Genomic DNA, 11,617 nt, shown 5'->3' on the forward strand with positions numbered 1-11,617 from the left:
GTCACTTGATGACGATCACCCGGTCGGTGAGCTGGAGCACCCGGGCCTCCGGCTCGGTGTAGTTGATCACCCGGCGACCCCGGACCACCGCGACCACGAGGTCCTCGCAGTCCCGCGGGCCGCGCCCGGCCTCGGCCCGGGTGACCGGGCGCTCGATCACGTCCAGGCCGTTGCCGTAGGTGAGCAGGTCCTCCATGACCGCGCCGGCGTGTGGGCTGAGCATCGACATGCCGAGCAGCCGGCCCGCCGAACTGGAGCTGGTCACCACGACGTCGGCGCCGCTCTGCCGCAGCAGCGGCGCGTTCTCGTCCTCCCGCACGGCCGCGACCACGGTGGCCGCCTTGGTGAGCTGACGCGCGGTCAGCGTGATCAGGACGGCGGTGTCGTCCCGCTCCGGCGCCACCACCACCCGCGCGGCCGCCGGCAGGCCGGCGCGCAGCAGGGTGTCCGTCCGGGTGGCGTCGCCGACCACCCCCACCAGCCCGTGCTGGGCGGCCTGGTCGATCACCTTGCGCTGCGGGTCGACGACCACGATCTCCTCCTTGCGCACTCCCTGGCCGAGCAGGGTGTCGACGGCGCTGCGCCCCTTGGTGCCGTAACCGATCACGACGGTGTGCTCGTGCACGGTGGACCTCCAGCGGTTCAACCGCCACTGCTGGCGGGTGCGTTCGGTCAGCACTTCGAGCGTGGTGCCGACCAGGATGATCAGGAAGATCACCCGCAGCGGAGTGATCACGAAGATGTTGGTGAGCCGGGCGCTGTCACTGAACGGGGTGATGTCGCCGTACCCGGTGGTGGAGAGCGTCACGGTGGCGTAGTAGGCCGCGTCGAGGAAGCTCACCCCGCCGCCGGCGTTGTCGTTGTAGCCGTCCCGGTCCAGCCAGACGACCACGGTGGTGGCCACCAGCACGGCGAGCGCCACCAGCAGCCGCGAGCCGACCTGCCGGACGGCGGGCGCGGAGCGCCGGGCGGGCAGCACGATGCCGGCGTCCGCCCACGGTTCGGTGCCGGGGGCCACCGCGCGCAGCGGCGACTCGCGGCGGCGCGCGCTCACGGGGCCTCCAGGAGCTCGACGGTGTCACCGGCCACCGCGCCACCGGGCGGCAGCACGGCGAGCGCCTCGGCGCGGGCCAGGCCGCGCAGCATCGCCGGGCCGTCGAAGGCCAGCGGGACGACGCCCCGCGCGGCGCGGCGCACCGGCAGCAGCCGGGTGTCGGCGGGGTGCCCGGCCAGGTCGACGGCGGCGGGTGCGAGCACCGGCTCGCCGACGGACCGGCCGCCCCGGGCGTACAGCAGCGGCAGGGCCAGGGTGACGGCGCCGGCCACCGCGGCCAGCGGGTTGCCCGGCAGTCCCACCAGGTGCCGGCCACCCGGGAGTTCGGCGAGCAGCATGGGGTGGCCGGGGCGGACGGCGACGCCGTCCACCAGCAACCGGGCGCCGGCCTCGACCAGGGCCCGGTGCAGGAAGTCGACCGGACCGGCGGCCGTCCCGCCGGTGGTGACCACCACATCGGCGGCGGAGTGCCGGACGGCGTCCCGGAGCAGGCCGAAGTCGTCCCGGACGGCGCGCGGTTCGCCCACCTCGGCGCCGGCCGCGCGCAGCCAGGGCGGCAGCAGCGGACCGAGCGCGTCCCGGACCAGGCCGGACCGCGGGATCCCGGAGCCGAGCAGTTCGTCCCCCAGGACGAGGAGTTCGACGACCGGGCGGCGGCGGACCGCCAGCCGGTCGTGGCCGCAGGCCGCGGCGAGGCCCAGCACGGCCGGGCCGACCGGGGTGCCGGCGGCCAGCAGCGCCTCACCGCGACGGCACTCCTGGCCGCGCGGGCGGACGTCCTGGCCGGTGGTCAGCGAGCCCGGGGTGCGGTCGTGCAGCAGGGCGCCGATCCGCTCGCCGTGCTCGCGACGCAGCACCGCGGTGGCACCGGACGGGAGCCGGGCCCCGGTGGCGATCTCGGTGGCCGCGCCGTCGGCCAGCGGCGGCACGGCCGGCTGCCCGGCCAGTATCCGCCCGGCGACCCGCCAGGGGCCCGGCCCGGCGACGGCCCAGCCGTCCATCGCCGAGGTGTCGAAGGCGGGCAGGTCGGTGAGGGCGGTGAGCGGCTCGGCGAGGGTCCGGCCGAGCGCGTCGGCCAGGTCCAGGTGCTGCGGCGGGAGCGGGTGCAGTCCGGCCCGGCGGGCTGCCGCCCGGGCCTGCGGCCACGTCAGGGGCCCGGCGGCGGAGCGTCTGCCGGGCCCGGCGGCCTCCTCGACGGTGCTCACGGGTGCTCCGGCCCGGCCGCCGCCGCCCAGCGCTCGGCGAGTTCGGCGGCGCGCCGGGACGCCTCGGCGACGGCCTCCGGGCCGCCGCCGCGCTGCGCGGCCGCGTAGCCGACCAGGAAGGCGGTCAGCGGCGCGGCGGGGCGGGCCACCCCGTGCGCGACCACCCGGGTGAGGTCGAGCAGTCCGCGGACGTCGACGTCCAGGTCGATCCCCAGCTCGGCCCGGACCTCGGCCATCCAGTCATCCAGCGTGCGCTCCATGGGCCCCATGCTGCCTGATCGGCGGTTTCCCCGGGTTGTTTCCCCGGCGAGCGGCGCGCGTCGTCGCCGGCGCCGGCGGGCCGCCGGCGCCGGGCGGCGGCCCGGGGAGGACCGTCGGCCGGGCCGCGGCGCGCGGTTTCCCGCGGTGCCGCGCTTCGCCGTGCGGCGCCGCCGGACGGACCGGACGGGACCTACGAGCGGTCCCGTTCGCGGGCCCGCTCCAGCTCCTCCCAGGTGTCGCAGTCGTAGGTGACGTCGTCGGTGTCGGCCAGCCGCAGGGTGCGCAGGCCGCCGGTCAGCCGGCGCAGCGGCAGCCCCGCCGGATCCCCGGCGGCGGCCAGCGCGGCGCGCAGGGCGGCGGTGCGGTAGGCGGCGGCGAGCGGCTGGTCCCGCCCGGCCGCGTCCACCAGGACGGCCGCGTCGATCGGGGCGGCGGCCTCGCCCTCCGGCTCCCCGCCGGAGAGGGCCGAGGCCAGCCGGCGGACGGTCCGCTCGTCCAGGAACGGCAGGTCGGCGGCGAGCAGCAGCACCACCTCGGCCGTCACCTCGGCCAGGCCGGCAGCGACGGCCGCCACCGGCCCGCCGCCGGGCGGCCGCTCACGGGTCCAGCGGACCCCGGTCCGCGCGGTGGGCCGGACCGGACCGACCACCACGGTGGTGCGGGCGCCGGCGGCGGCGGCGAGTACCCGGTCGAGCAGCGCCGTCCCGCCGACGGTCAGCCCGGGCTTGTCCGCGCCGCCGAGCCGGCGGGCGGCGCCCCCGGCGGGCACGATCACGTCGTACGGCGTCATGCCGCCAGTATCCGCCCGGGGCCGGTCAGTCCTCGGGGTCCTCGTCGACGATCTCGGCGTCGACGATCCCGTCGTCCTCCTCCGGGTACCGGGGGCGGGCGAGGTTGGCGGCGACGCTCAGCTCCAGGATGGCCGGCAGGGTCAGCTCCCCGTACCGCTCGCCCACCGCGGCGACCAGCCCCTCCGCGTCGTCCGGGTACTCGGCCAGCAGCCGGTCGAAGTCCTGCAGGTACTCACCGGTGAAGGCGAGCACCCGGGTCGCGTCGTCGTCCTGCTCGGGCGCCCGGTGGCCGGCGATCACCCGTTCCACGCCGAGCTCGGCGATCCGGCCGAGGTTGCGCACCCACGCGGTGCGCTGTTCCGGGGTGGTGTCGGCCGTCCAGACATGGGTGCCGTTGTAGACGAAGTCACCGGCGATCACGGTGCGGATGCTGGGCACGTGGACCACCGTGGAGCCGTCGCAGTCGCCCTGGCCCAGCAACAGCACCGGGATCACCTGGCGGTCGACCATCAACGGCTGGGGCAGCAGCGGCGCGGGCACCAGCGGGTGGTCGGGGATGTCGTCGCCGTACACCGGCTTCCACTGGGCGACCTTGCCGGCGGCGGTGCGCAGGATGCCGTCGACCACCGTGGGCGCGGCCAGCAGCTGCGCCTCCGGGAAGAGCCTCAGCACCTCCTCGGCGCCGAAGTAGTGGTCGGGGTGCTGGTGGGTGATCACGATGGCCAGCAGCCGGCGGTTCTTGCCGGCCACCCATTCGGCCAGCTCGCGGCCGGCGCTGCGGGTGAGCTGGGCGTCGACCAGGATCGCGGTGCGCTCGCCGAGGATCAGGGTGGAGGTGGCGAAGAAGGCCGACTCGGGGCCGGTGAAGACGGCGATCTCCAGTGGCCGGACACCGGCCGCCCCGGCGAGGTCGCCGTCCGCCGCGCCCGCGTGCTCCGCGTCGGCGCTCCCCTCGGGCGAGGACGACGTCACTGGCTGCTCCCTCCGGTCGGCGGTCGGACTCCCTGCGCCCTACAGCATGGGAGTACGGCCCACCGATTGCGTGGAAGGCGCGCCCGACGGGGGCGCGCCTTCCCGACCCCGCCCGGGACCGCTCTCAGGCGGCCACCGCCTTCGCCCGGAGCGCCGCGTCCTCCAGCGCCCGGGCCTTGGAGTCGGCGGCCTGCTGCACGAAGTCCGCCATCGCGGGCACGGTCGCGGCCATCGTGAACTCGGGGACGATGAAGTCGACCTCCAGCCCGAGCATCCCGGTCAGCACCTTCTCCAGGTAGGTGGTGACGAACTCGTACGGCTCGCGCGGGGCGCCGGGCGCGTAGGAGCCGCCGCGCGCCGCGACCACCGTCACCGGCGTGCCCGCCGCCGTGGGGGTGTCCCCCGCCGTGCGGCCCATCAGGATCACCTGGTCGAGCCAGGCCTTGAGGCCGGACGGGATCGTGAAGTTGTACATCGGGGTGCCGATCACGATCGCGTCGGCCTGCTCCAGCTCCGCCATCAGCTCCTCGCGCAGCGCGAAGGCGGCCGCCTGCTCGGGGCTGCGCCCCTCGGCCGGGGTGAAGGCGGCGGAGATGCCGTGCGCGTCCAGGTGCGGCAGCGGCCGGGCGGCGAGGTCGCGGTGGATCACCACGCCCTCCGGGTGCTGGGCCTGCCAGGCGGCCCGGTAGGCGGCCGAGACCTCGCGGGAGACCGAGCCGTCGGTGAACGCGGACGAGTCGATGTGCAGCAGAGTGGGCATGGCGAACCTCCATCAGGTAAGTAGCTGCTCTTTCCGCCGCAGCTGCAAGTACCGTAGCAGCTTACTTTTCTATAGTCACTAGTGGACGGACGGGTACGCTGTATCCATGGCCCAGCACGAGGTGACCGAGCAGCTCCATGCCGCGTCCGTGGAGTGCGGGGAGGCGACGCCCGTCTGCAGCGGCACCGAGATCGCGCTGACCCGGGTCTTCACCCTGCTCGGCAAGCGCTGGACCGGCCTGATCGTGGCCGTGCTCACCAACAACGGGCCCGGCTACTTCTCCGAGCTGCGCCGCGCCGTCCCCGGCATCAGCGAGCGCATGCTCTCCGACCGCCTCACCGAACTCGCCGACTCCGGGCTCGTCCTGCGCCAGGTCGACGAGGGCCCGCCGCTGCGCGTCAGCTACCGCCTCACCGAGGCGGGCGCGGCCCTGCGCCCGGCCCTCACCGAGCTCGCCGTCTGGGCCGACCAGTACCTGCCGGACAGCGCGCTCAAGCCGCCCGGCTCCTGCTGACCCGCCGCGCCGGCCGCCGCCGGGGAACAGCGCCCAGGGGCGGCGCCGGCCGGAGAACAGCGTCCGGGAACAGCGCTCGGGAACACGAAAGCGCCCGGGCCCGCCTGTGGAGAACAGGCGGGCCCGGGCGCTGTCAGGTTCTTCGGCTGCCGGTCAGCCCTTGCGGCCGGTCAGCTTGGCGAACCGGTCGGCGACACCCCAGGAGGTGACGCGCCAGAGCGCCTCCAGCACGATGTGCCGGCTCATCTTGGAGGCACCCAGCTCGCGCTCCACGAAAGTGATCGGCACCTCGGCCACCTTGAAGCCGGCCTTCACCGTCCGCCAGGCCAGGTCGACCTGGAAGCAGTACCCGGCCGAGGCCACCTCGTCCATGCCCAGACCGAGCAGGGTCTCCTTGCGGAAGGCCCGGTAGCCGCCGGTGACGTCCCGGATCGGCACGTTCAGCATCAGCCGCGAGTACGTCGAACCGCCGCGCGAGAGCAGCAGGCGCGACTTCGGCCAGTTCACCACCCGGCCGCCCGGCACCCAGCGCGAGCCGAGCACCAGGTCGGCGCCGCGCAGAGCGCCCAGCAGCCGGTCCAGCTCCTCGGGCTGGTGCGAGCCGTCCGCGTCCATCTCGACCAGGACGTCGTAGCCGTTGTCGATGCCCCAGCGGAAGCCCGCCAGGTAAGCGGCGCCCAGCCCCTCCTTGCCCCGGCGGTGCATGACCTGCACGTTCGGGTCCTCGGCGGCCAGCTTGTCGGCCAGCTCGCCGGTGCCGTCCGGACTGTTGTCATCGGCGACCAGGACGTGGGCCTCGGGCACGGCGGCACGGACCCGTCCGACGATCCGCTCGACGTTCTCCGCCTCGTTGAACGTCGGAATGATCACCAGCACCCTGCCGAGATCAGCAAAACTCTGCTGGTTCACGGTCACGTACAAACCTCTCGGCCGGTGGCGGGAAGTGCCAGTCACCGTTGCCCGCACTCTGAGACGCAGTCCCCGTCGACATCCCGCCGACCTGGAAACCACTGTGGAAACTACTGCGTCCTGGCATCCTACTACCGCGTCCTCGAACAGCCGGTACGGCTCCGGCACTCCCGGCCGACCACGGCCGTTTCCCTCCCGACGGCGCCGGTCGGCTAGGGTCGATGCCCAGCCTTTGCCCGGACCACCCGCTCGCCGGGCCGTCTCCCGGCGATCCGGCACACCAGCCACTGCAGCGAAGGAGCAGGACCGCGCGCATGGACAGGCTCGTCAACACTGTCCGCCCGTACGCCTGGGGGTCGCTCACCGCGCTCCCCGAGCTGCTCGGGCAGGAACCGACCGGGGAACCGCAGGCCGAGTTGTGGATGGGCGCCCACCCCGGCGCCCCCTCCCGCGCCGACCGGGGCGAGGGGTCCCGCACGCTGGACGAGCTCATCGCCGCCGACCCCGAGGGCGAGCTGGGCGCCGCCACCGTGGCCCGGTTCGGCCCCGCCCTGCCGTTCCTGTTCAAGGTCCTGGCCGCCGGCATCCCGCTCTCCATCCAGGCCCACCCCACCCTGGAGCAGGCCCGCGCCGGGTACGCCGCGGAGAACGCCCTGGGCATCCCGCCGGACGCCCCGCACCGCAGCTACCGCGACGCCAACCACAAGCCCGAACTCATCTGCGCGCTCGACGAGTTCGACGGCCTCTGCGGCTTCCGCACGCCGGCCGGCGCGGCCGACCTGCTGGCCGGGCTGAAGGTGGCGGCGCTGGACCCGCTGATCGCACTGCTGGGCGCCGAGGACGAGGCCGAGGCGCTGCGTACCACCCTGGCCGCCGTCCTCACCATGGACGACGCCACCGCCGCCGCGACCGTCCGGGACACCGCCGAGGCGGTGGACAAGGCCGCCGCCGGCGACCCCACCGGCCCGTACGCGCTGTACAGCCGGATCACCCGCGAGTTCCCCGGCGACCGCGGCCTGATCGCCGGCCTGCTGCTCAACGCCGTCCGGCTCCGTCCGGGCCAGGCGCTCTACCTCGGCGCGGGCGTGCCGCACGCCTATCTGCACGGCGTCTGCGTCGAGTTGCAGGCCAACTCCGACAACGTCCTGCGGGCCGGGCTCACGCCCAAGCACATCGACCTGCCCGAGCTGCTCAAGGTGGTGGAATTCACCGCCGGTGCCCCGGAGTTGCTGCTCCCGGTCGGCGTCGCCGAGACCCCCGGCGAGGAGCTCTACCCCGTCCCCGTCGACGAGTTCCGGCTCTCCCGGTTCACCCTGGACGGCCAGGAGCGCGAGCTCGACGGCCGGGCCCCGCAGATCCTGCTCTGCACCGCCGGCAGCGCCCGGCTCACCGCCGCCGACGGCACCACCCTGGACCTCGCCCGCGGCGAGTCGGCCTTCCTCCCCGCGACCGGCACCGCCACCCGGCTCGACGGCACCGGCACCACCGTCTTCCGCGCCACCGTCACCCTCTGACCCGGCCGCGCGGAGCGGCCGCCACCCCCGGGTCCCGCAGCTCCGGGGGCTGCCCGCCCCCGGAGCGGCCGGTCAGTCCCGCGTCATGTCGACGAAGCGCGAGTAGTGGCCCTGGAAGGCCACCGTGATGGTGGCCGTCGGGCCGTTACGGTGCTTCGCGACGATCAGGTCGGCCTCACCGGCGCGCGGGGACTCCTTCTCGTAGGCGTCCTCGCGGTGGAGCAGGATGACCATGTCGGCGTCCTGCTCGATCGAGCCGGACTCACGCAGGTCGGAGACCATCGGCCGCTTGTCGGTGCGCTGTTCGGGACCACGGTTCAGCTGGGAGAGCGCGATCACCGGCACCTCCAGCTCCTTGGCCAGCAGCTTCAGGTTTCGCGACATGTCGGAGACCTCCTGCTGGCGGTTCTCCGCCCGGCGGGAGCCACCGGACTGCATCAGCTGGAGGTAGTCGATGACGACCAGCTTGATGTCGTTGCGCTGCTTGAGCCGGCGGCACTTCGCGCGGATCTCCATCATCGACAGGTTCGGCGAGTCGTCGATGAACAGCGGTGCCTCGCTGACGTCCGGCATCCGACGGGCGACCCTGGTCCAGTCGTCGTCCGTCATGTTGCCGGAGCGCATGTGGTGCAGCGCCACCCGGGCCTCGGCCGAGAGCAGGCGCATGGCGATCTCGTTGCGCCCCATTTCGAGGGAGAAGATCACGCTCGGCAGCTTGTGCTGGATCGAACAGGCGCGTGCGAAGTCCAGTGCGAGGGTCGACTTGCCCATGGCCGGGCGGGCGGCGATGACGATCATCTGGCCGGGGTGCAGGCCGTTGGTGAGCTGGTCGAAGTCGGCGAAGCCGGTCGGGACGCCGGACATCTGGCCGTTGCGGGAGCCGATCGCCTCGATCTCGTCGAGGGCGCCCTCCATGATGTCGGAGAGCGGCGCGTAGTCCTCGTTGGTCCGCTGCTCGGTGACGGCGTAGATCTCCGCCTGGGCCGCGTTGACGATCTCGTCGACGTCGCCCTCGGCGGCGTAGCCCATGCCCGCGATCCGGGTGCCGGCCTCGACCAGGCGGCGCAGCACCGCGCGCTCGTGGACGATCTCGGCGTAGTACTCGGCGTTGGCGGCGGTGGGGACGGAGTTGACCAGGGTGTGCAGGTAGCCGGGGCCGCCGACCCGGACGAGCTCGCCGCGCTTGGTCAGCTCGCCGGCCACGGTGATCGGGTCGGCCGGCTCGCCGCGGGCGTAGAGGTCGAGGATCGCGCCGTGGATCAGCTCGTGCGCGGGCCGGTAGTAGTCGGCCGGTTTGAGCACCTCGACCACGTCGGCGATGGCGTCCTTGGAGAGCAGCATGCCGCCGAGGACGGACTGCTCGGCGGCGAGGTCCTGCGGGGGGACCCGCTCGAAGCCGTCGGCGCCGGAGCGCTCGTCCTCGTCGTCCTGGCGTCGCTTGCCGCCGTCCCGCTGGAACCCGCCCGAGCCCTTGCCGCCCTTCTGGAAGCCGCCGCCCTGGAACCCGCCCGAGCTGGAGCCCGCGCCCTGGCCCGAGCCCTGGCCGCGCCCGCGCGAGACCGGCAGCCGGTCACCGGGGCCGTCCGGGAAGGCTGCGTCGGCGAAGGCACCGACGGGGAAGGGGTCGTCCGCGGTCTGCCAGTCCTCCTCCGGCGGCGGGGCGTCGTGGTCGTCGTACTGGGGGCCGGTCACGCGTGTTCCCCGATCAGCGAGTGGTGCGAGTTGGAGCGGGTCTTGCCGGTGGCTGGGTGGAGCGGAGCCGCGCCCCTCTTTCTACGCCACCGCACCGACAAATCGGACGCCGGGGCGGGTGGGAGTGTCGGGCGGAGAGCCCACGCTAAGGCGCCGGGAGCCCTTCAGCCAAGGCGGTTATCCACAGGGGGTGTGGACGACGGGCCGGAGGCTGTGGAGAAGTGCCGCAAACCTGTGGACACCCCTGTGGAAAGTCCTGTGGATAACCAGACCATCACTCCACAGTCAACTTACTGACCTGGGATTACCTCTTCCCGGGGCTGTGCATGAGAAATTCTTCACACACAGGCGGGTGGCCGTGGACACACACCGCCACAGTCCGGTCGCTCAGGATTTCGAGTAACAGCCCAAACCATCTAGCGGTCATTACCTGTGGATGAGTAGCCTTGACCCATGACCGCCCCCACCATCGACCGCCGCCGGCACGACCGGGAGATCCTCGCCCTCGCCGTCCCGGCCTTCGGCGCCCTGGTCGCCGAGCCGCTGTTCCTGCTGGCCGACTCGGCCATCGTGGGCCACCTCGGCACCTCCCAGCTGGCCGGTGTGGGTGTCGCCTCGGCCGCTCTCACCACCGCCACCGGCGTCTTCGTCTTCCTCGCCTACGCGACCACCGCCGCGGTCGCCCGCCGGATCGGCGCCGGGGACCGCCGGGCCGCCGTCCAGCAGGGCGTCGACGGCATCTGGCTCGCCCTCGCGCTGTCGGTCGTCGTGGTCGCCCTGACCCTGCTGCTGGCGCCCTGGACGGCCGACTTGCTGGGCGCCTCGGCCACCGCCGCGCCCTACGCCGTGACGTACCTGCGGATCAGCGCGCTCGGCATCCCGGCGATGCTGATGGTGATGGCCGCCACCGGGGTGCTGCGCGGCCTCCAGGACACCCGCACGCCGCTGCTGGTGGCGGTCGCGGGGTTCGCCGCCAACCTCGGCCTGAACGCCGGGCTGGTGTACGGCGCCGGGCTCGGGGTGGCCGGCTCGGCCTGGGGCACCGTCCTGGCGCAGACCGGGATGGCCGCCGCCTACCTGTTCGTGGTGGTGCGCGGGGCCCGCCGGGAGCGCGCCTCGCTGCGGCCGGATGCGGCGGGCATCCGGGCCTGTGCCAGGGCCGGCGGACCGCTGATGGTCCGCACGCTGAGCCTGCGCGCCATCCTGATGATCGCCACCGCGGTGGCCGCCGGGCTCGGCGACGACGCGATCGCGGCCCACCAGATCGCGATGACGGTGTTCCTCTTCATCGCCTTCGCGCTGGACGCCATCGCCATCGCCGGGCAGGCGATCATCGGCCGCCACCTGGGCGCCGAGGACGTCCTGGGGGCGAAGGCGGCCACCCGGCGGATGATCGAGTGGGGCGTCGGCTCCGGGGTGCTGCTCGGCCTGCTGGTGGTGGCCGCCCGACCGCTGTACGTCCCGCTGTTCACCCCGGACCCGGTGGTGCAGGGGCAGCTGAACAGCGTCCTGCTGCTGCTCGCGCTCTGCCAGCCGGTCTCCGGCCTGGTCTTCGTGCTGGACGGGGTGCTGATGGGCGCCGGTGACGGCCCGTACCTGGCCTGGGCGATGCTCGCCACGCTGGCGGTCTTCGCCCCGGTGGCCCTCGCGGTGCCGGCCAGCGGCGCCGGTCTGGCCGGGCTCTGGTGGGCGATGAACCTGTTCATGCTGGTCCGCGCGGCGTTCCTGGCCCGGCGTGCCCGGAGCGGCAAGTGGCTGGTCACCGGCGCGGTGCGGGCCTGAGCCCGGCGCGCCCGGCACGGGCCCGGCCCGCCGGCGCCCTGCCGGGAACGACCGAGGGCCGGCCTCCAGGCCGCCATCGGCGCCGCCGCCGTACCGTCCCAGGCATTCGCCGACGGCCCCGTGGTGACCACCACGACCATCACGGTCATCGGCACCGGCAACC

Annotated in this window: 9 protein-coding genes and 1 pseudogene; 3 read left to right on the forward strand and 7 right to left on the reverse strand. The window is 74.2% G+C overall.

Annotated features, from left to right (window positions below; all coding sequences use genetic code 11):
- Position 1: 1 nt before the first annotated feature.
- The 5 genes and pseudogenes from AB0J08_RS31130 to AB0J08_RS31150 all read right to left on the reverse strand — a co-directional run bounded on the left by AB0J08_RS31130 (position 2) and on the right by AB0J08_RS31150 (position 5,043).
- Positions 2-982 (reverse strand): NAD-binding protein, encoded by a 981-nt coding sequence (locus AB0J08_RS31130; RefSeq protein WP_360641207.1) that lies wholly within the window; start codon positions 980-982, stop codon positions 2-4.
- Positions 983-1,050: 68 nt separating this feature from the next.
- Positions 1,051-2,259: a molybdopterin molybdotransferase MoeA gene (locus AB0J08_RS31135; protein ID WP_360641195.1), complete on the reverse strand. Its 1,209-nt coding sequence runs from the start codon at positions 2,257-2,259 to the stop codon at positions 1,051-1,053.
- A gap of 23 nt (positions 2,260-2,282) precedes the next feature.
- A pseudogene (locus tag AB0J08_RS31140) lies at positions 2,283-3,310 on the reverse strand (NTP transferase domain-containing protein); the annotation flags it as partial.
- A gap of 25 nt (positions 3,311-3,335) precedes the next feature.
- Positions 3,336-4,283 carry an MBL fold metallo-hydrolase gene (locus AB0J08_RS31145; RefSeq protein WP_360641196.1) on the reverse strand — a complete coding sequence of 316 codons (948 nt, stop codon included), beginning with the start codon at positions 4,281-4,283 and terminating at the stop codon, positions 3,336-3,338.
- A 124-nt stretch (positions 4,284-4,407) separates the two neighbouring features.
- Entirely contained in the window at positions 4,408-5,043 is a 636-nt protein-coding gene (locus tag AB0J08_RS31150) for an NAD(P)H-dependent oxidoreductase (RefSeq protein ID WP_360641197.1), read from the reverse strand.
- Positions 5,044-5,149: 106 nt separating this feature from the next.
- Here AB0J08_RS31150 and AB0J08_RS31155 point away from each other — a divergent pair, with 106 nt between their 5' ends.
- The gene (locus AB0J08_RS31155; protein WP_360641198.1) at positions 5,150-5,557 is read left to right on the forward strand and encodes a helix-turn-helix domain-containing protein; all 408 of its coding nucleotides are present in this window, start codon (positions 5,150-5,152) and stop codon (positions 5,555-5,557) included.
- A 153-nt stretch (positions 5,558-5,710) separates the two neighbouring features.
- Here the strand turns inward: AB0J08_RS31155 and AB0J08_RS31160 are convergent, their stop codons facing one another.
- A complete protein-coding gene (locus AB0J08_RS31160) occupies positions 5,711-6,472 on the reverse strand; it encodes a polyprenol monophosphomannose synthase (RefSeq protein WP_360641199.1) in 762 nt (253 codons plus the stop codon).
- Positions 6,473-6,780: 308 nt separating this feature from the next.
- Here AB0J08_RS31160 and manA point away from each other — a divergent pair, with 308 nt between their 5' ends.
- Positions 6,781-7,980 (forward strand): mannose-6-phosphate isomerase, class I, encoded by a 1,200-nt coding sequence (manA, locus tag AB0J08_RS31165; RefSeq protein ID WP_360641200.1) that lies wholly within the window; start codon positions 6,781-6,783, stop codon positions 7,978-7,980.
- A gap of 72 nt (positions 7,981-8,052) precedes the next feature.
- Here the strand turns inward: manA and dnaB are convergent, their stop codons facing one another.
- Positions 8,053-9,672, reverse strand: a complete 1,620-nt coding sequence (dnaB, locus tag AB0J08_RS31170) for a replicative DNA helicase (RefSeq protein ID WP_360641201.1) — start codon at positions 9,670-9,672, stop codon at positions 8,053-8,055.
- Positions 9,673-10,125: 453 nt separating this feature from the next.
- On the opposite strand from dnaB, the gene AB0J08_RS31175 reads away from it, so the two are divergent.
- A complete protein-coding gene (locus tag AB0J08_RS31175; protein WP_360641202.1) occupies positions 10,126-11,454 on the forward strand; it encodes an MATE family efflux transporter in 1,329 nt (442 codons plus the stop codon).
- The last annotated feature ends 163 nt before the right edge of the window (positions 11,455-11,617 follow it).

Source organism: Kitasatospora sp. NPDC050463 (assembly GCF_040655255.1).
Classification (GTDB): domain Bacteria; phylum Actinomycetota; class Actinomycetes; order Streptomycetales; family Streptomycetaceae; genus Kitasatospora.

Coding starts and splice junctions, on each gene's coding strand:
- AB0J08_RS31175 (WP_360641202.1), top strand. CDS start 10,126: ATGACCGCCCCCACCATCGACCGCCGCCGGCACGACCGGGAGATCCTC.
- AB0J08_RS31155 (WP_360641198.1), top strand. CDS start 5,150: ATGGCCCAGCACGAGGTGACCGAGCAGCTCCATGCCGCGTCCGTGGAG.
- manA (WP_360641200.1), top strand. CDS start 6,781: ATGGACAGGCTCGTCAACACTGTCCGCCCGTACGCCTGGGGGTCGCTC.
- AB0J08_RS31150 (WP_360641197.1), bottom strand. CDS start 5,043: ATGCCCACTCTGCTGCACATCGACTCGTCCGCGTTCACCGACGGCTCG.